Genomic DNA, 18,213 nt, shown 5'->3' with positions numbered 1-18,213 from the left:
AGCGGGTTGAAAGGGGTGTTGACCTGGACCGGCTCTATCGCCGGCAAGCCAGCTCCCACAGGTACAACACAGCCTTCAAGAGCAGTGATTTCCTGTGGGAGCTGGCTTGCCGGCGATAGGGCCGGTGAGGTCAGGCGCTCAATCTGGCCTGCGCCGCCAGGCGGTTGATCGCCGCATCCAGTTCGTCCAGTGCCAGTTGTGCCAGCGGGTTTTCCTGCTTGAGCAAGGTTTCGCTGCGCTGGCACGCGGCCCGCAACTGCGGTACGCCGCAATAACGCGAGGCGCCGTTCAGGCGGTGCACCTGTTCGATCAGGCGGTTGCGGTCGTCGGCCTCGCGGGCGGCACGTATGGCTTCGCGGTCGGCTTCCAGCGAGCTCAGCAGCATGCTCAGCATATCGGCCGCCAGGTCCGCTTTGCCGGCGGCCAGGCGCAGGCCTTCCTCAGGGTCCAGCACCTTCAGGTCATCACCGTTGGCCAGTTGCTCGGCCAGGCGTTCCTGCTCTGGCGCACCCAGGCTCAGGCCGGTCCATTTCATTACCACCTGGGCCAGCTGCCGTTCGCTGATCGGCTTGGTCAGGTAGTCGTCCATGCCTCCGTGCAGCAACGCGCGTTTCTCGTTGGCCATGGCGTGGGCGGTGAGGGCGACGATCGGCAACGGGTTGCCACTTTGGGTGTTTTCCCACAGGCGGATCTGCTCGGTACAGGCGCGGCCGTCCATGCCGGGCATCTGCACGTCCATCAGCACCAGGTCGAACGGTTCGTCCTGTACCGCCTGTACTGCCGCATAGCCGTTGTCGACGGCCAGCACCTCGGCGCCCAGGTCTTCGAGCAGGGTCTGCACCAGCAGCAGGTTGGCGGGGTTGTCGTCGACGCAGAGGATCTTCGGCTGACGCTGGCCGTTGATGCTGTTCACCTCGCCCTGCGGGCGGCGTGGTTGTACCAGTTCCAGCAACAGGCGGCGCAGTTTGCGCGTGCAGGTCGGCTTGGACAGCAACTGGCCATGGCCGTTGGGCAGGTACGGGTGGTACAGCGCCTGCTCGGTGGTCGGGCACAGCACCACGCACTGGCAATGGTAGCGCTCGAGCTGCTGATGGTAATGGCCCAACTGCTCGGGCGACAGGTTGCCAAGGTTGGCCCCGAGCACGGCGAACTCGAACGGCAGGCCGGCCTGGCTGGCGGCTTGCACGCCCTGCAGCAGTTGGTCGAAGGAGGCGAACAGGCTGACGCTGAGGCCGCAGTCTTCCAGCTGGTGCTCCAACGCCTGGCGCGCCAGTTCGTGGCCATCGACGATGGCTGCGCGGCGGCCCAGCAGCGGTTGCAGCGGCAGCTCCTCGACACCATCGTGGGCCTTGGGCAGGTTGAGGCTGATCCAGAACTGCGAGCCCTCGCCCGGGGTGCTGTCGACGCCGATTTCGCCGCCCATCTGTTCGATCAGGCGCTTGGAAATCACCAGCCCCAGGCCGGTGCCGCCAGGCTGGCGGGCCAGCGAGTTGTCGGCCTGGCTGAAGGCCTGGAACAGCGTACGCACATCCTGCGGCGACAAGCCGATGCCGGTGTCCTGCACGCTGATGCGCAGCTGCGCACTGTCCTCGTGCTCATCTTCGAGCATGGCGCGTACGACGATGGTGCCCTCGCGGGTGAACTTGATTGCGTTGCTGACCAGGTTGGTAAGGATCTGCTTGAGCCGCAACGGGTCGCCGATCAGCGACGACGGGGTATCGCGGTAGATCAGGCTGAGCAGTTCCAGCTGCTTGGCGTGGGCGGCCGGGGCGAGGATGGTCAGGGTGTCCTGGATCAGGTCGCGCAGGTTGAAGGGGATGCTGTCGAGCACCAGCTTGCCGGCCTCGATCTTGGAGAAGTCGAGGATCTCGTTGATGATCCCGAGCAGGTTGTCGGCAGACTTCTCGATGGTGCTCAGGTAGTCGAGCTGGCGCGGTGTCAGCTCGCTTTTTTGCAGCAGGTGGGTGAAACCGAGGATGCCGTTGAGCGGGGTGCGGATTTCGTGGCTCATGTTGGCCAGGAATTCCGACTTGATGCGGCTGGCCTCCAAGGCTTCCTTGCGCGCCATGTCCAGCTCGATGTTCTGGATCTCGATGGTTTCCAGGTTCTGGCGTACGTCCTCGGTGGCCTGGTCGATGCTGTGCTGCAGCTCTTCGTGGGCGTTGTGCAAGGTTTCGGCCATACGGTTGATGCCGCGCGCCAGCTCGTCAAGCTCGTGGCTGCCCATGGCCGGCAGGCGCTCCTCGAGGTGGCCGTCCTTGAGCTGGTTGACCGCATGCTTGATGCGCTTGATCGGGTCGTTGATGGTGCGGCTCATGCGCAGTGCCAGCAGGCCGCTGAGCACCAGGCAGGCGAGAATCAGCAACAGGCTGGTGAACAGGTTGCGGTAGCCGCGCAGCAGGGTGCCGTCGTGGGACAGCTCGATCTCGACCCAGCCCAGCAGGCGTTCGGCTTCGGTCGGCACGGCATCGGTGGCCAGGTCGCGGTGGTGGCCGAACACTGGCATCAGATAGCGGGTGGCGTCATTGCCGCTGCGTTGCAGCAGTTGGGTGCCGGTGCCGCCGCTGGGCGGCTGGTTTAGCATGCTCGGGCCGGCATGGGCCAGGCGCGTGCGGTCCGGGGCCAGGAAGGCGACTGCGCGCACATCGGCCTGCTCCAGTGTTTGTGCGGCAATGCGCTCAAGTTGTGCCGGTGCCAGCTTGGCCATGGCGGGCGCGGCCAACGGCGCCAGTTGCTCGGCGATCATCTTGCCGCGTTGCAGCAGCTGGGTGCGCAGGTCGTTCTGTTGCAGCCAGGTGAAGTAGCTACCCAGCACCAATGCCATCAGGCCGGCCGGCAGCAGGGCCAGCAGCAGGACCCGGCTGCGAATTCCCAAGCGATCGAGCACACTTGCCTCCTGTCATGTGCCTGGACACCGTCAAGCGATGACGGCCAAGCCGGGAAGTTACTCCGCCTGCCGTGCTATTGCACCTCTTTAGTACGTGTTTTGTGCCCTTGCAGCGGCATTGGTCGCAGGGCGGTTGCCTGGCAGGCGCTGGATACTCAATAATCACGCAATTGAGAATGCATGGCAGTTGCCAATGAATCCTGTAGCTATTCACAACTCCAATATCCTCGCCATCGAGGATGATCCGGTCCTCGGTGCCTATCTGCACGAAGAGCTGCAGCGCGGCGGCTTCCAGGTGACCTGGTGCCGCAATGGCCTGGAGGGCCTGGAAACGGCGGGGCGCCATGCTTTCGACGTGGTGCTCATGGACATCCTGCTGCCCGGGCTAAACGGCCTGGATGCCCTGGCGCAGTTGCGCAAGCGCAGCGCCACGCCGGTGATCCTGATGTCGGCGCTAGGTGCCGAAGCCGACCGCATCAGCGGCTTCCAGCGTGGTGCCGACGACTACCTGCCCAAGCCGTTCAGCATGGCAGAGCTGCGGGTGCGCATCGAGGCTATCCTGCGCCGTGTGGCCCTCGAGCGGCGCCATCAAACTCCGCAGGTGCAGGACGGCAGTGGCGAGTTGCAATACGACGAGGCGCTGTGCGACGTGCGCCTGGATGGCCGCCTGGCCGGCCTGACACCCAGCGAATACCGCCTGCTCGACATTCTCAACCGCAACCTCGACGAAGTGCTGAGCAAGCCATTCCTTTACCAGCAAGTACTGCAGCGAGGCTATTCGCGGCATGACCGCAGCCTGGACATGCACGTCAGCCAGATACGCCGCAAGCTCAAGGGCATCGGCTATCACGAACGGCAGATCCGTACCGTGTGGGGCAAGGGCTACGTGCTCAGCGCCAGCGAGGCGGAGTAACCCATGCTCGACCGCCATTCGCTGTTCTGGAAGCTGGCGATCCTGCTGGTGGGCTTCTGCCTGCTGATGATCGGCCTCAGTTACACCTGGGGCCGGCACATGGAGACCCAGAACGCCTTCCTTTCGGAGCCGGCGCGGCAGGCTTTGCGTGGCTATGCCGCCGAGGCCGAGCAGGCATGGCGCAGTGGTGGGCGGGCAGGGCTGGACCGCTGGGTGGCGACGATGCACCAGCGCGAACGCGGCTGGGTCGGCGTGCTCGACCTGAACCTGCGGCCGCTCGACAGCGCCAGCCTCGACCCGCAGATCATGCAGCGGTTGACCCGCCTGCGCGGTGTCGACTGGCCGATGAGCCGGCGCAGTGTCGACCAGCCGTGGTTGCGCATACCGTTCCCGGGGGCACCGGAGCAGGGCATGTTGGTGATCGAACTGCCGCAGCGCTTCAACCCCGGCCAGTACCGGATGCTGTGGCGTATCATCACCAACGGCATCATCCCGGGTCTGTTCACCCTGCTGTTGTGCGTTGGCCTTTATCGCATGCTGATCGTGCCGTTGAACCAATTGCGCGAGCAGGCCAATGCCTGGCGCGCCGACCAGTTGTCGGCTCGCCTCGACTCACGCACCATCGCCCGGCATGACGAGCTGGGTGAACTGGCCCGTGCCTTCGACCAGATGGCCGAGCGGCTGCAGGGCACGGTAGCCATGCAGCAGCAGTTGCTGCGTGATCTGTCTCACGAAATGCGTACGCCACTCAGCCGGCTGCGGGTGGCCTGCGATGGTGAAACCGACCTGCAGCGCCTGCGTGAACGCCTGGCACGGGAGGTGGACTGCATGCAGCAGCTGGTCGAGGATACCCTGCAACTGGCCTGGCAGGACGCCGACCGTGCGCCGATGAACCTTGAGCCGATCGAGGTGCAGGCGCTGTGGGAGCTGCTGGCCGAGAATGCCAGTTACGAAAGCGGCTGGGCCCCGGCGCGGCTGCGCTGCGAAGTGCCGGCGGACTGCTGGGTGCAGGGCAACCTGAACTACCTGGCCCAGGCGCTGGAGAACATGTTGCGCAATGCCATTCGTCACTCGCCGGCCGAGGGTGTGGTGCGCCTCGGTGGGCAGCGTGAAGGCGGGTATTGGCGGTTGTGGCTGGAAGACGAAGGCGGTGGCGTGGCTGAAGAAGACCTGGAGCGGATCTTTGCACCGTTCTCACGGCTGGACGGTTCGCGGCCCGGGGATGGTGGTTTCGGCCTGGGGCTGAGCATCGCCCGCAGTGCCATCCAGCGCCAGGGTGGCACCTTGTGGGCGCAGAATGGCAAGTATGGGCTGCGGTTGTGGATGCGCTTGCCATTACATGTGCCGGCCTCACCACAGCGCTTGAGTTTAACGCGGTCCCTGTAGGAGCGGCCTTGTGTCGCGATGGGGCGCGCAGCGGCCCCAAGGTTTCAGCTTCGCCGCATATATTGCCGGGGCCGCTGCGCGCCCCATCGCAATACACGCCGATATATAGCTTGTAGCTATATACATCACAGATTGCGTGATATGGCCAGGAAGGGTTTGCCGGTATGATAGGCACCCCTGCCGTCCGGATTGTGAAATACGCCATGACCTTGCAGTACCCAACCATCGCCGATTGCGTCGGCAATACGCCCCTGGTTCGCCTGCAGCGTATTGCTGGCGAAACCAGCAACACCCTCCTGCTCAAGCTCGAAGGTAACAATCCCGCCGGCTCGGTGAAGGACCGCCCGGCACTGTCGATGATCACCCGCGCCGAACTGCGCGGCCAGATCAAGCCCGGCGATACCCTGATCGAAGCCACCTCCGGCAACACCGGCATCGCCCTGGCGATGGCTGCGGCGATCAAGGGCTACAAGATGATCCTGATCATGCCCGACAACTCCACCGCCGAACGCAAGGCCGCCATGACCGCCTACGGCGCCGAGCTGATCCTGGTGACCAAGGAAGAGGGCATGGAGGGCGCCCGTGACCTGGCCGAGAAGCTGCAGGCCGAAGGCCGCGGCCTGGTGCTGGACCAGTTCGCCAACGGCGACAACCCCATCGCCCACTACAACAGCACCGGCCCCGAGATCTGGCAGCAGACCCAAGGCACCATCACTCATTTCATCAGCTCCATGGGTACCACCGGTACCATCATGGGCTGCTCGCAGTACCTCAAGGAACAAAACCCGGCGGTGCAGATCATCGGCCTGCAACCAATGGAAGGCTCGGCAATTCCGGGCATCCGCCGCTGGCCCGAGGAATACCTGCCGAAAATCTTCGACGCCAGCCGTGTCGACCGCGTGGTCGACATGTCGCAGCAGGAAGCAGAGGAAACCACCCGCCGCCTTGCCCGTGAAGAGGGCATTTTCTGCGGCGTGTCTTCCGGTGGTGCAGTCGCGGCCATGCTGCGCCTGTCCCGCGAGGTGGAGAATGCCACGATGGTCGCGATCATCTGCGACCGCGGCGACCGTTACCTGTCCACCGGCCTGTTCGACCCGAGCTAAATGTCCAAGAAGAAAAGCAACAGCGGCCTGCGCTTCCAGCCGGCCGGCGGCAACCGCAGCCCCCAGGTCCCGGTGGGCAAGAAGCAGCGCCTGGAAATCGAGCGCCTGGCCGGTGACGGCCGGGGCATTGCCTTCCACGAAGGGCGCACCTGGTTCGTCAGCGGCGCCCTGGCCGGTGAGGCCGTTGAGGCGCGGGTGCTCAATGCCCGTGGCAAAGTGGTCGAGGCCCGCCTGGAGCGCCTGCTGCAGGCCAGCACCGAACGCCGTCAGGCACCGTGCCGGTATTACGAGCGTTGCGGAGGCTGCAACCTGCAGCACCTGCCGCACGAAGCGCAGTTGGCGCTCAAGCAGCGCACCCTGGCAGAGCAGCTGCAGCGGGTGGCCGGCGTGCAGCCCGAGGAATGGGCCGCACCGCTGAGCGGGCCGGAGTTCGGCTACCGGCGTCGCGCCCGCGTGGCCGTGCGCTGGGACATAAAGGCGCGGCAACTGGAGGTCGGCTTCCGCGCCGAAGCCAGCCAGGACGTCATTGCCATCGACGATTGCGCGGTGCTGGTACAGCCCTTGCAGTCGATTCTGCGCCATTTACCGACCGTGCTGCGCTCGCTGAGCAAGCCGCAGGCGCTGGGCCATGTAGAACTGTTCAGCGGTACTGCCGAGGCGCTGCTGGTGCGCCATGTCGCGCCGTTGCCCGCTGAAGACCTGGCCAGGCTGCAGGCGTTCTGCGAACAGGCCAATGCCCAGTTGTGGCTGCAGGGCGAAGGGGAGCCGGCGCCAGTGGACCCGGCCGCGCAGTTGGGCTTTGCCTTGGCGCCCTGGCAGCTGGAACTGGCCTGGCGCCCAGGTGACTTCGTGCAGGTGAATGCCCAGGTCAACACGGCGATGATAGAGCAGGCCCTGGCCTGGCTCGCACCGCAGGCCGACGAGCGTGTGCTGGACCTGTTCTGCGGCCTGGGCAACTTCGCCCTGCCACTGGCCCGGCAGGCGCGCGAGGTAGTGGCAGTGGAAGGAGTGCAGGCCATGGTCGATCGGGCCGCGGCCAATGCCCGGAACAACAATGTGCATAACGCACGGTTTTTTCAGGCCGATTTATCGCAGCCTTTGGCGGGTGCCGGATGGGCCGCCGAGGGCTTTTCTGCGGTACTCTTGGATCCACCGCGCGACGGTGCTTTCGAGGTGGTGCAAGGCATCGCCCGCCTCAAGGCCAGAAGGCTGGTCTATGTATCGTGCAACCCGGCCACGCTGGCGCGAGACGCGCAGGTGCTGGTCGGCCAGGGGTACCGGTTAAAAAGGGCCGGGATTCTCGACATGTTTCCTCAGACGGCGCATGTCGAGGCCATGGCGTTATTCGAAGCGGGCTAGCTGACTGGCCCCTTGGTGCGGCTTTCATGGAATGGTGGCCGCACGGTGATCGCCAGCGCACCCGTGTGGTGTGCTGTATGGAAAGGTAAAACAAAGATGGTACAGGTGAGAGTGCACCAGCCGGTCAACACCGACGGCAGTATCAATCTCGAAGCATGGTTGGACCATGTGGTAAGCGTCGATTCGGCACTGGATCGCGCAGCGCTGAAAGAGGCCTGCGAGTTTGCCCATGAAGTCGAGAAAAAGGGCAACCCGGCCAAGCATTCCTGGGCGGACGGTACGTCCAGCTTCCAGGCGGGCCTTGAGATCGCGGAAATCCTAGCCGACCTCAAGCTCGACCAGGATTCCCTGGTGGCGGCGGTCATCTACCGCTCGGTACGCGAGGGCAAAGTGACCCTGGCCGAGGTCAGCCAGCGCTTTGGCCCGGTAGTGTCCAAGCTGATCGACGGTGTGCTGCGCATGGCCGCCATCAGCGCCAGCCTCAGCCCGCGCCAATCGCTGGTGCTGGGCTCGCAGGCGCAGGTCGAGAACCTGCGCAAGATGCTCGTGGCCATGGTCGACGACGTGCGCGTGGCGCTCATCAAGCTGGCCGAGCGCACCTGCGCGATCCGTGCGGTCAAGGCCGCCGACGACGAGAAACGCCTGCGTGTCGCGCGCGAGGTGTTCGATATCTATGCGCCGCTGGCGCACCGCCTGGGTATCGGCCACATCAAGTGGGAGTTGGAAGACCTTTCCTTCCGCTACCTCGAACCCGACCAGTACAAACAGATCGCCAAGCTGCTGCACGAGCGCCGGTTGGACCGCGAGCGGTTCATCAGCGAGGTTATGAACCAGCTGCAGAACGAGCTGCTGGCCACTGGCGTCAAGGCCGACATCAGCGGCCGGGCGAAACATATCTATTCGATCTGGCGCAAGATGCAGCGCAAAGGCCTGGAATTCAGCCAGATCTACGACGTGCGCGCGGTACGCGTGCTGGTGCCGGAAATTCGCGACTGCTACACCGCGTTGGGCATCGTGCATACCCTGTGGCGGCATATCCCCAAGGAGTTCGACGATTACATCGCCAACCCCAAGGAGAACGGCTATCGCTCGCTGCACACCGCGGTGATCGGCCCCGAGGGCAAGGTGCTGGAAGTGCAGATCCGTACCCACGGCATGCACGAGGAAGCCGAGCTTGGGGTATGTGCCCACTGGCGCTACAAGGGCACCGACGTCAAGTCCAGTTCCAACCATTACGAAGAGAAGATCTCCTGGCTGCGCCAGGTGCTGGAGTGGCACGAAGAGCTGGGCGACATCGGTGGCCTGGCCGAGCAGCTGCGGGTCGACATCGAGCCGGACCGGGTCTATGTGTTTACCCCGGACGGCCACGCCATCGACTTGCCAAAGGGTGCCACGCCGCTGGACTTCGCCTACCGCGTGCACACCGAAATCGGCCACAACTGCCGCGGCGCCAAGATCAACGGGCGCATCGTGCCGCTCAACTACAGCCTGCAGACCGGCGAGCAGGTCGAGATCATTACCAGCAAGCACGGCAATCCTAGCCGTGACTGGTTGAACTCCAACCTGGGCTACGTCACTACCTCGCGGGCGCGGGCCAAGATCGTGCACTGGTTCAAGCTGCAGGCACGCGACCAGAACGTCGCTGCCGGCAAGACCTTGCTCGAACGCGAGCTCAGCCGCCTGGGCCTGCCGCAGGTGGATTTCGAGCGCCTGGCCGAGAAGACCAACGTCAAGACCGCCGAGGACATGTTCGCCTCGCTCGGTGCCGGCGACCTGCGCCTGGCGCACCTGGTCAACGCCGCCCAGCAGCTGCTTGAGCCCGAGCGCATCGAGCAGATCGAACTGGTACCGCGCAAGCCTACCGGGCCGCGTACCGGCAAGCGTGGCGACATCCAGATCCAGGGTGTCGGCAACCTGCTGACGCAGATGGCCGGCTGCTGCCAGCCGCTGCCGGGCGACGCCATCGTCGGCTACATCACTCAGGGCCGCGGTGTGAGCATCCACCGCCAGGACTGCGCTTCGGTGCTGCAGTTGGCGGGCAAGGAACCGGAGCGCATGATCCAGGTAAGCTGGGGGCCGATCCCGGTGCAGACCTACCCGGTCGACATCGTCATCCGTGCCTACGACCGCCCGGGCTTGCTGCGCGATGTGTCGCAAGTGCTGCTGAACGAAAAGATCAACGTGCTGGCGGTGAACACCCGCTCGAACAAGGAAGACAACACCGCGCTGATGTCGCTGACCATCGAGATTCCAGGCCTGGATGCGCTGGGGCGCCTGCTGGGGCGGATCTCGCAGTTGCCCAACATCATCGAGACGCGGCGTAATCGTACACCTTGATAATCTGGATTGGGGCCGCTGTGCGGCCCATCGCCGGCAAGCCAGCTCCCACCGGTACTCCGCAGGCCTCAAGTCCTGTGCAATACCGGTGGGAGCTTGCTTGCCGTCGATCGGGGGCAAAGCCCCCGCCGAGGAATAGCTGACCATGACCTACACCCTCGAAGACCTGCTGCACCTCATGGCCCGCCTGCGCGACCCGCAGTACGGCTGCCCATGGGACCTGAAGCAGAACTACGCGAGCATCGTCCCGCACACCATCGAAGAGGCCTACGAGGTTGCCGACACCATCGAGCGCGGCGACTTCGAGCACCTGCAAGGTGAGCTGGGCGACTTGCTGTTCCAGGTGGTCTACTACAGCCAGCTGGCCCGCGAGGAGGGGCGTTTCGAGTTCGACGGCGTGGTCGACAGCATCACCCGCAAGCTCATTCGCCGTCACCCGCATGTATTCCCCACCGGCGAGCTGTATGCGCCGGTGGACACCCCCAGCCTGGACGAGGCCCAGGTCAAGTCACGCTGGGAAGAAATCAAGGCTGAAGAGCGCGCGGAAAAGAGCCAGCCTGAACAGCTGTCGTTGCTCGACGACGTACCAGCGGCATTGCCGGCGTTGTCGCGGGCAGCCAAACTGCAAAAGCGCGCGGCCACGGTCGGTTTCGACTGGCCTGCGGCATTGCCGGTGCTGGACAAGGTGCGCGAAGAGCTGGACGAAGTACTGCAGGCCATGGCCGACGGCGATGCCGATGCGCTCGAGGATGAAATCGGCGACCTGTTGTTTGCCGCCGTCAACCTGGCCCGCCACCTCAAGCATGATCCGGAACACGCCCTGCGCCGTGCCAATCGCAAGTTCGAGCGGCGTTTCCGCTTCATCGAACAGGCATTGCGCGACAGTGGCCGCCCCATCGAAGATTGTAACCTTGATGAACTGGATGCCCTTTGGGGTGAAGCCAAACGTCAGGAAAAGAACCTGCCCAGCTGCGGCTGAGCTGTTGCATAAGTGAGTGAACATTCATGAGCCTTTCCCTTCGCGACCAACTGCTCAAAGCCGGTCTGGTCAACCAGAAACAGGTTTCCCAGGCCAACAAAGCCGAGAAGAAACAGAAACGCCTGGAGCACAAAGGCCAGGTCGAGGTGGACGACAGCCAGCAGCGCATGGCCAAGGAAGCCATGGCCGAGAAAGCCAAGCGTGACCAGGAACTGAACCGCCAGCAGCAGGAAAAAGCCGAGCAGAAGGCCCGCGCCGCGCAGATCAAGCAGTTGATCGAAGCGACTCGCCTGCCGAAGCTGAGCACCGAGGACTACTACAATTTCGTCGACGACAAGAAGGTCAAGCGCATTGCCGTCAATGCCCTGATGCGGACCAAGCTGAGCAATGGTGCGCTGGCCGTGGTGTCGTTTGCCGGCGGCTACGAGGTGATCCCTCGTGAGGCGGCATTGAAGATCCAGGAACGCGATCCTGGCCGTGTCCTGCTGCTGAACACCCATGTCGAGGAAGCGGACGAGGACGACCCGTACGCGGCCTACAAGATCCCTGATGATCTGATGTGGTAACCACGAAAAACCCCGCCTTGGCGGGGTTTTTCATTTGAAGATGGGTCATTGCGTGGCGCGCTGGTTCTCCAAAGTTTCCAGCTCTGCGCGGTACTGGTGTGCTTCGTGTTCGTTGTGGAACATCCCCACCAGTTGGCCCTGTTGGTGCACATCCCAGATCCGCACACCAGCGGCCAGGCCTTCGTGGGATATTTTCGATTCGTCGCGTTCGGTTACTTGGACTGTCATCGTTAAACTCCACTGCTTCAGTTGGCTGCGACACTGTGTCGCACAGCCTCTTTATAGAGTTTGTTAGCAGGCTAAGTAAATAAAACCGGCATGAAACAAGTTTCATGATCAGCGTTTGGGTCGGCAGGTGCGCTTTTGTAGGAGCGACACAAGGCCGCTCCTACAGGCGTCGCTGCAAGGCAGGCAGAAAAAAGCCCCGCACAAGGCGGGGCTTCGGGTGCTGCTGGCAGCGCTGGCTCAGTTGCCCTTCACCGGCTTGCCATCGACCGTGCCGTCCTGCAGCACGATCACGTATTCCTTGCCATCGGTCTCGACCTGGCGCAGTTGCACCAGCAGGTAGTCCCAGTTCTTTGCGAACCACAGCTCGGTGATGCGCTTGCTCTGGCTTGGGTCGCGCACGCGCTCGACCTTCACCGCATCGACCTGGCCAGTCTTGGTAGTGACCTTTTCGGTGCCCAGCACGCGGAAGTCGTAGGTGTCGATCTCGTCACCGTCAACCACCTGATAGGTCATGCTGTTCTTGCCGGCGGCCACGTCATGTTGCAGGGCCAGCTGATAGGACGACTTGTCCAGCACGCCACGGTTCAGCGGCAGGTTGATGGCATCGCCACGGTCGCTGCCGGTGACCTTTTTGCTGTTCCAGTCGAAAGTCAGGTCAACCTTCTTGGCCTTGCCCAGGCCACCACGCTCGAAGTGGTACTTCTGTGGCAGCAGGGTGTCGTTGTCCATGCGCAGGGTGCTTTGCTCGGTCAGGCTGGCGATCATCATGGAAGCCTTGAAATTAAGGTCCCAGGTACCGTTGGCATTCTTGACCAGGCTGCGCTCGGCGGTGCCGCTCATGGGCAGTTGCTTCCAGTCTGCGGTATAGCTGGCCGAGAAAGGCTTCAGATCAGCTGCCTGGAGGGGCAGGGCGAGCACGGCGAGAGCCAAGAGCAGGGCGCGACGCATAAATTCTCCTAGGATCGAATCAAGTGACCGCTGGCCGCCAGGGGCTGGCCATCCAGTAATGCACCCTGTTCGCCAAGGCGCAAGCGCCCTTCGGCGAACCAGCGCACCGCCAGCGGGTAAATCAGGTGTTCCTGGCGGTGTACCCGCTGGGCCAGGCTTTCGACGGTGTCGTCAGGCGCCACCGGTACCACAGCCTGTACGACCAGTGGGCCGCCATCGAGTTCCTCAGTCACGAAGTGTACGCTGCAGCCGTGCTCGGCGTCGCCTGCCTCCAGCGCCCGACGGTGGGTATGAAGGCCCTTGTATTTGGGCAGCAGCGACGGGTGGATGTTGAGCAGGCGGCCCTGGTAGTGGCGCACGAAGTCGCCACTGAGGATGCGCATGAAACCGGCCAGCACCACCAGGTCCGGGGCGAAACCGTCGATGCGCGCCATGAGCGCGGCATCGAAGGCTTCACGGCCGTCGAACTGGGTGTGCTCGAGCACGACGCTGTCGATGCCGGCCGCCGCGGCGCGTTGCAGGCCGTAGGCATCGGCGCGGTTGGAAACCACCGCACGGATGCGCACCGGGCTGTCCTGGCCTTGGCAGCTGTCGATCAGGGCTTGCAGGTTGCTGCCGGAGCCCGACAGCAGTACCACTACATTGCAGGTCTTGCTTGGCATCAGTGTGCCTTGAGGTTTTGCAGCTCGACCTGGGCAGCGCCTTCGGCGGCTTCGGCGATGTGGCCGATCACCCATGGCTGCTCGCCAGCGGCGCGCAGTTCGTTCAGGGCTGCTTCTACCTGGTCCTGGGCCACGCAGATGACCATGCCGACGCCGCAGTTCAGCACGCGGTGCATTTCATGCTCGTCGACGTTGCCTTTTTCCTGCAGGAAGTCGAACACCGCCGGGCGCTGCCAGCTGGCCACGTCGATGACCGCCTGGGCGTTGGCCGGCAGTACGCGCGGGATGTTGTCCAGCAGGCCGCCACCGGTGATGTGGGCCATGGCCTTGACCGCGCCGGTGTTCTTGATCAGTTGCAGCAGCGGCTTGACGTAGATGCGGGTCGGCGCCATCAGCAGGTCGGTCAGCGGCTTGCCGTCCAGCTGGGTGTTCTCGATGTCGGTGGCGGACACTTCGAGGATCTTGCGGATCAGCGAGTAGCCGTTGGAGTGCGGGCCCGAGGACGGCAGGGCGATCAGTGCGTCGCCGGTGGCAACCTTGGAGCCGTCGATGATCTCGGCCTTTTCCACCACGCCGACGCAGAAGCCGGCCAGGTCGTAGTCTTCGCCTTCGTACATGCCAGGCATTTCGGCGGTTTCACCACCGACCAGCGAGCAGCCGGCCAGTTCGCAACCGGCACCGATGCCGGTGACCACGGTGGCGGCCACGTCGACGTTCAGTTTGCCGGTGGCATAGTAGTCGAGGAAGAACAGCGGCTCGGCGCCGCACACGACCAGGTCGTTGACGCACATGGCGACCAGGTCCTGGCCGATGCTGTCGTGCTTGTTCAGGTTCAGTGCCAGGCGCAGCTTGGTGCCGACGCCGTCGGTGCCGGAGACCAGCACCGGCTGCTTGTAGCCGGCCGGGATCTCGCAGAGGGCGCCGAAGCCGCCCAGGCCACCCATGACTTCAGGGCGTGCGGTGCGTTTTGCCACGCCCTTGATGCGTTCGACCAGTGCTTCGCCGGCGTCGATGTCTACACCGGCGTCCTTGTAGCTCAGGGAGGGTTGCTTGCTCATTGATCCAGGCCTTTAGGAGGGAGGGATTCTTAAAAACGACCATGACGGCCAAGGCCGGCTGGTAAGCGGCGGCTGCCTGAAACGTCAGTGGTCTGTGAAGGCGCGCGATTTTATCAGGGTTGCCGGGCAGCGGCCATCCTCAGGCCGACGGGCAGGGCATGAAAATAGGTAAAAAGTTGGGGGTGTACGACACGAGAGGTGTGGAGCCTGTGAGATCGAGCGCCGCCCGCGCGGCGCTTCGCGGGACAAGCCCGCTCCCACATTTGTTTCGGGCCAATTATTTCTGAGGCAGAGGCGCGCGGCCCCTTGGCGTCCACCTCGATATTGCGTCGGGCAAACAAGGCGGTCGTGTGCAATGGCACAGGCGTTACTGGCCCGAAACAGATGTGGGAGCGGGCTTGTCCCGCGAAGCGCCGCGCGGGCGGCGCTCGATCTCGCAGGCGCCACAAGGGCCGCGCCATGCACGCGCAGGCGCTGAACCTGTTGCGGCGAGCACCTGTCAGACCCATCACATTTCCCAGGCAATCTCCGCAACCAATCTTTCATCCTCGCGACTGGTTACCTTTCGCCCCCGTGTATAAGGTATAGGCATTGCGGTAAATGGACAGGAATCCTCCATGCGTCTCTTCAATATTCTGGCAGCCGGTTGTCTGGCCCTGATCTCGGCCAGTGCCCAGGCTGAAAATGTCACCGGCCTTTACCAGGTGCGCGAGCCGGTCACAGGGCAGGGCGCCGAAGCCCGTGCCGCGGCTACCATCCAGGCTCTCGATACCCTGGTAACGCGCCTGACCGGCGACCCCAAGGCGGCGCAAAGCCCGGCATTGGCCGCTTTGCGCAAGGACCCGCAGCAAATCATCAACCAGGTCGCCAGCGAAGCCGGGCCACCCGAATCGGTGCTGGTCGAGTTCGACCCTGGCAGTACCGAGCGGGCCTTGCGCAAGGCCGGCCTGGCCTTGTGGGGCAGCAACCGCCCCTCGATCCTCGGATGGTGGCTGAACGACAGTGTCGAAGGCAGCAACCTGGTAGGTGACGGCCAGGCCAGCGCCCAACCCCTGCGTCGTGCCGCCCAGCACCGTGGCCTGCCGTTGCGCCTGCCGCTGGCCGACCTGCAGGAGCAACTGGTGGCCAATGCCGAGCAGATCGAAGGCAGTGACCCTGCGGCGCTGCGCGAAGCCTCAGGGCGCTACGGCGCCGATGCCTTGCTGGCGGTGCATGCCCGGGAAGCCGATGGCAAATGGCAGGGCAAATGGCAGCTTTGGCTGGGCGACCAGCGTGAACAAGGCACTGCCGAAGGTGCCGACCCGGCAGCGCTGGCCGACGCCGTGATGCTGGCGCTCAGCAGCCGCCTGGCGCCGCGCTACGTCACCCGCCCGGGGGCCAGCAGCCAGTTGCAGGTGCAAGTGCAGGGGATGAACCTGCAGCGCTACGCCGAACTGGCCCGCGTGCTCGAACCCTACGGCCCGCGGCTGCAAATGGCCGAAGGCAGCACCCTGACCTACGGCGTGACTGCCAACCGCGAACAGTTGCGTGCCCAGCTTGGCCTGGCCAAGCTGCAGGAAGTACCGGTAGAGCAGGCGCCCGCTGTGCAGCCCCCTCCAGCTCCGGCAGACGCTGCCGGGGCCGGGCAACCAGTGCCGGCCCAGCCAGCACCCAAGCCGTTCGACGGTTTGCGTTTTCGCTGGTAAGGGGAGCACACCGTGACCGACGTACGTCGTTGGATCTGGCTGGGCGTTGCCCTGCTGGTCGCCGTGCTGCTTTACAGCCTGCACAACATTCTTACCCCGTTCCTGGTCGGCGTGCTGCTGGCCTATCTGGCCGACCCGCTGGTCGACCGCCTGGAGCGCCTGGGGCTGTCGCGCACCTGGGGCGTGGTGGTGGTGTTCGGCCTGTTCACCTTGCTGTTGCTGGCCTTGCTGCTGGTTCTGGTGCCGCTGCTGGCCAAACAGCTGGTGCGCCTGTACGAACTGGCGCCGCAGATGCTCGACTGGCTCGAGCACGTGGCGCTGCCCTGGGTGCAGAGCCGGCTGGGCCTGGCTGACGGCTTCTGGAAGTTCGACAAGATCAAGGCCGCCATCGGCACGCACATGGGCCAGACCACCGATATCGTCGGTGTGCTGCTGTCCCATGCCACTGCCTCGAGCCTGGCGCTGATGGCCTGGCTGGCCAACATGGTGCTGATCCCGGTGGTGGGTTTCTATCTGCTGCGCGACTGGGACCTGATGATGGCCAAGCTGCGCGGCCTGCTGCCGCGCCAGCGTGAGCCGCAAGTGATGGGCCTTGCAGGCGAATGCCATGAGGTGCTGGGGGCGTTCGTGCGCGGGCAATTGATGGTGATGGTGGCCCTGGGCATCATCTATTCGGCCGGGCTGATGCTGGTGGGGCTGGAACTGGGGTTATTGATCGGCATGCTCGCCGGGTTGGCTGCCATCGTGCCGTACATGGGTTTCATCATCGGCATCGGCGCGGCCTTGGTGGCTGGCCTGTTCCAGTTTGGCGGCGACCTGTACCCGATGCTGGGTATCGTCGCAGTGTTCATGGTCGGCCAGGCGCTGGAAGGCATGGTGCTGACTCCGCTGCTGGTCGGTGACCGCATTGGCCTGCACCCGGTTGCGGTGATTTTCGCGATCCTGGCCGGCGGTGAGCTGTTCGGCTTTACCGGGGTGTTGCTGGCGCTGCCGGTGGCGGCGGTGATCATGGTGCTGCTGCGGCATGTGCATGACTTGTACAAGGAATCGGACATGTATGCCGGGGATATCGACCCGGAGTTGTGATCCCGGGGCCGCCTTAATGCCGGCCAGTTAAGAATATTGGGGCTGCAAAGCAGCCCCAAAACAGCCAAAAAAAGCGCAACTCGTTGATTTTACTTGTGCTATCTGCTGCCGTGATTGTGCGCCCCGCGCTGCGGGTATAGACTTTGCACATTGTTCACCAAAGGCCCCCTGCGGTCCTGTCGACCGCCCGCGAGCATGAAACCACCGATCCAGTTGCCCCTGGGTGTGCGCCTGCGCGATGACGCCACCTTCATCAACTACTATCCGGGCGCCAATGCTGCGGCATTGGGCTACGTCGAGCGGCTATGCGAAGCCGACGCCGGCTGGACCGAGAGCCTTATCTACCTGTGGGGCAAGCAGGGTGTTGGCCGGACCCACCTGCTACAGGCCGCCACCCACCGCTTTCAGCAACGCGGCGAACCAGCCGTCTACCTGCCGCTGGCGCAATTGCTCGATCGTGGCGTAGAACTGCTTGACTACCTGGCCCAGTACGAACTGGTGTGCATCGACGACCTGCACGTGATCGCCGGCAAGGCTGACTGGGAAGAGGCCATGTTCCACCTGTTCAACCGCCTGCGTGACAGCGGCCGGCGCCTGCTGCTGGCCGCCTCGGCATCGCCGCGCGAACTGCCGATCAAGCTGCCGGACCTGAAGTCGCGGCTGACCCTGGCCCTGGTGTTCCAGATGCGTGGCCTGTCCGATGAAGACAAGCTGCGTGCCCTGCAACTGCGTGCTTCGCGCCGTGGCCTGCACCTTACCGACGAAGTCGGCCACTTCATCCTCACCCGCGGCGCACGCAGCATGAGCGCGTTGTTCGACCTGCTGGAACGCCTCGATCAGGCCTCGTTGCAGGCACAGCGCAAGCTCACCATCCCTTTCCTCAAAGAAACCCTGGGCTGGTAACCCCGAAAACGCTGGGCCAGAGCGGCAAAACGAAAAAGTCACATCTTTTTCGATAAAATTTGCAAATGGCCATGATAGAGGGCATAGTTTCACCCTTCTAAAGGATTACAGAC

At 64.0% G+C, this 18,213-nt stretch carries 15 protein-coding genes; 10 read left to right on the top strand and 5 right to left on the bottom strand.

Going from position 1 to position 18,213, the window contains the following annotated elements; genetic code table 11:
• Window positions 1–130: 130 nt before the first annotated feature.
• Entirely contained in the window at window positions 131–2,887 is a 2,757-nt protein-coding gene (locus IMX18_RS18220; protein ID WP_015269226.1) for a response regulator, read from the bottom strand.
• A 193-nt stretch (window positions 2,888–3,080) separates the two neighbouring features.
• Here IMX18_RS18220 and IMX18_RS18215 point away from each other — a divergent pair, with 193 nt between their 5' ends.
• The 7 genes from IMX18_RS18215 (at window position 3,081) to IMX18_RS18185 (ending at window position 11,530) form a co-directional block, all read left to right on the top strand.
• A complete protein-coding gene (locus IMX18_RS18215; RefSeq protein WP_015269227.1) occupies window positions 3,081–3,800 on the top strand; it encodes a response regulator transcription factor in 720 nt (239 codons plus the stop codon).
• A gap of 3 nt (window positions 3,801–3,803) precedes the next feature.
• Window positions 3,804–5,186 carry a sensor histidine kinase gene (locus tag IMX18_RS18210; protein ID WP_015269228.1) on the top strand — a complete coding sequence of 461 codons (1,383 nt, stop codon included), beginning with the start codon at window positions 3,804–3,806 and terminating at the stop codon, window positions 5,184–5,186.
• Between the two features lie 203 nt (window positions 5,187–5,389).
• Window positions 5,390–6,289 (top strand): cysteine synthase CysM, encoded by a 900-nt coding sequence (gene cysM, locus IMX18_RS18205; protein ID WP_043936067.1) that lies wholly within the window; start codon window positions 5,390–5,392, stop codon window positions 6,287–6,289.
• Window positions 6,290–7,648 carry a 23S rRNA (uracil(1939)-C(5))-methyltransferase RlmD gene (gene rlmD / locus IMX18_RS18200; protein WP_015269230.1) on the top strand — a complete coding sequence of 453 codons (1,359 nt, stop codon included), beginning with the start codon at window positions 6,290–6,292 and terminating at the stop codon, window positions 7,646–7,648. It begins immediately after the preceding gene.
• A gap of 96 nt (window positions 7,649–7,744) precedes the next feature.
• Window positions 7,745–9,985, top strand: a complete 2,241-nt coding sequence (gene relA, locus IMX18_RS18195; RefSeq protein ID WP_015269231.1) for a GTP diphosphokinase — start codon at window positions 7,745–7,747, stop codon at window positions 9,983–9,985.
• Between the two features lie 145 nt (window positions 9,986–10,130).
• Window positions 10,131–10,964 (top strand): nucleoside triphosphate pyrophosphohydrolase, encoded by an 834-nt coding sequence (mazG, locus tag IMX18_RS18190; protein WP_015269232.1) that lies wholly within the window; start codon window positions 10,131–10,133, stop codon window positions 10,962–10,964.
• 26 nt (window positions 10,965–10,990) lie between these two features.
• Entirely contained in the window at window positions 10,991–11,530 is a 540-nt protein-coding gene (locus tag IMX18_RS18185; RefSeq protein WP_013971362.1) for a DUF2058 domain-containing protein, read from the top strand.
• A 45-nt stretch (window positions 11,531–11,575) separates the two neighbouring features.
• Here IMX18_RS18185 and IMX18_RS18180 read toward each other — a convergent pair whose 3' ends face one another.
• The 4 genes from IMX18_RS18180 to purM form a co-directional block, all read right to left on the bottom strand.
• A complete protein-coding gene (locus IMX18_RS18180; RefSeq protein WP_015269233.1) occupies window positions 11,576–11,758 on the bottom strand; it encodes a hypothetical protein in 183 nt (60 codons plus the stop codon).
• A 237-nt stretch (window positions 11,759–11,995) separates the two neighbouring features.
• On the bottom strand, window positions 11,996–12,706 hold the full coding sequence (locus IMX18_RS18175; protein ID WP_217190059.1) for a DUF3108 domain-containing protein: 711 nt from the start codon (window positions 12,704–12,706) through the stop codon (window positions 11,996–11,998).
• Window positions 12,707–12,714: 8 nt separating this feature from the next.
• Window positions 12,715–13,368: a phosphoribosylglycinamide formyltransferase gene (gene purN, locus IMX18_RS18170; protein ID WP_015269235.1), complete on the bottom strand. Its 654-nt coding sequence runs from the start codon at window positions 13,366–13,368 to the stop codon at window positions 12,715–12,717.
• Window positions 13,368–14,426, bottom strand: a complete 1,059-nt coding sequence (gene purM / locus IMX18_RS18165; RefSeq protein WP_013971366.1) for a phosphoribosylformylglycinamidine cyclo-ligase — start codon at window positions 14,424–14,426, stop codon at window positions 13,368–13,370. The genes purN and purM overlap by 1 nt, the downstream gene beginning before the upstream one ends.
• Window positions 14,427–15,043: 617 nt before the next feature.
• Here purM and IMX18_RS18160 point away from each other — a divergent pair.
• From IMX18_RS18160 to hda, 3 genes are all read left to right on the top strand, one after another.
• Window positions 15,044–16,111, top strand: a complete 1,068-nt coding sequence (locus IMX18_RS18160; protein ID WP_015269236.1) for a DUF2066 domain-containing protein — start codon at window positions 15,044–15,046, stop codon at window positions 16,109–16,111.
• A 12-nt stretch (window positions 16,112–16,123) separates the two neighbouring features.
• Complete coding sequence (locus IMX18_RS18155; RefSeq protein ID WP_015269237.1) at window positions 16,124–17,197, top strand: AI-2E family transporter; 1,074 nt, start codon at window positions 16,124–16,126, stop codon at window positions 17,195–17,197.
• Between the two features lie 195 nt (window positions 17,198–17,392).
• Window positions 17,393–18,100, top strand: a complete 708-nt coding sequence (gene hda / locus IMX18_RS18150) for a DnaA regulatory inactivator Hda (protein WP_015269238.1) — start codon at window positions 17,393–17,395, stop codon at window positions 18,098–18,100.
• The last annotated feature ends 113 nt before the right edge of the window (window positions 18,101–18,213 follow it).

It is taken from the genome of Pseudomonas shirazica (genome assembly GCF_015168335.1).
Lineage (GTDB): Bacteria > Pseudomonadota > Gammaproteobacteria > Pseudomonadales > Pseudomonadaceae > Aquipseudomonas > Aquipseudomonas asiatica.
Note: the sequence above shows the minus strand (reverse complement) of the source record. Positions and strands in the feature narration are given on the sequence as shown.

What these genes read in the sequence shown, in the direction of transcription:
- relA (WP_015269231.1), top strand. Translation starts at nt 7,745, where the DNA reads ATGGTACAGGTGAGAGTGCACCAGCCGGTCAACACCGACGGCAGTATC.
- rlmD (WP_015269230.1), top strand. Translation starts at nt 6,290, where the DNA reads ATGTCCAAGAAGAAAAGCAACAGCGGCCTGCGCTTCCAGCCGGCCGGC.
- IMX18_RS18215 (WP_015269227.1), top strand. Translation starts at nt 3,081, where the DNA reads ATGAATCCTGTAGCTATTCACAACTCCAATATCCTCGCCATCGAGGAT.
- purN (WP_015269235.1), bottom strand. Translation starts at nt 13,368, where the DNA reads ATGCCAAGCAAGACCTGCAATGTAGTGGTACTGCTGTCGGGCTCCGGC.
- IMX18_RS18160 (WP_015269236.1), top strand. Translation starts at nt 15,044, where the DNA reads ATGCGTCTCTTCAATATTCTGGCAGCCGGTTGTCTGGCCCTGATCTCG.
- purM (WP_013971366.1), bottom strand. Translation starts at nt 14,426, where the DNA reads ATGAGCAAGCAACCCTCCCTGAGCTACAAGGACGCCGGTGTAGACATC.
- IMX18_RS18180 (WP_015269233.1), bottom strand. Translation starts at nt 11,758, where the DNA reads ATGACAGTCCAAGTAACCGAACGCGACGAATCGAAAATATCCCACGAA.
- IMX18_RS18185 (WP_013971362.1), top strand. Translation starts at nt 10,991, where the DNA reads ATGAGCCTTTCCCTTCGCGACCAACTGCTCAAAGCCGGTCTGGTCAAC.
- hda (WP_015269238.1), top strand. Translation starts at nt 17,393, where the DNA reads ATGAAACCACCGATCCAGTTGCCCCTGGGTGTGCGCCTGCGCGATGAC.
- IMX18_RS18210 (WP_015269228.1), top strand. Translation starts at nt 3,804, where the DNA reads ATGCTCGACCGCCATTCGCTGTTCTGGAAGCTGGCGATCCTGCTGGTG.
- IMX18_RS18175 (WP_217190059.1), bottom strand. Translation starts at nt 12,706, where the DNA reads ATGCGTCGCGCCCTGCTCTTGGCTCTCGCCGTGCTCGCCCTGCCCCTC.
- cysM (WP_043936067.1), top strand. Translation starts at nt 5,390, where the DNA reads ATGACCTTGCAGTACCCAACCATCGCCGATTGCGTCGGCAATACGCCC.
- mazG (WP_015269232.1), top strand. Translation starts at nt 10,131, where the DNA reads ATGACCTACACCCTCGAAGACCTGCTGCACCTCATGGCCCGCCTGCGC.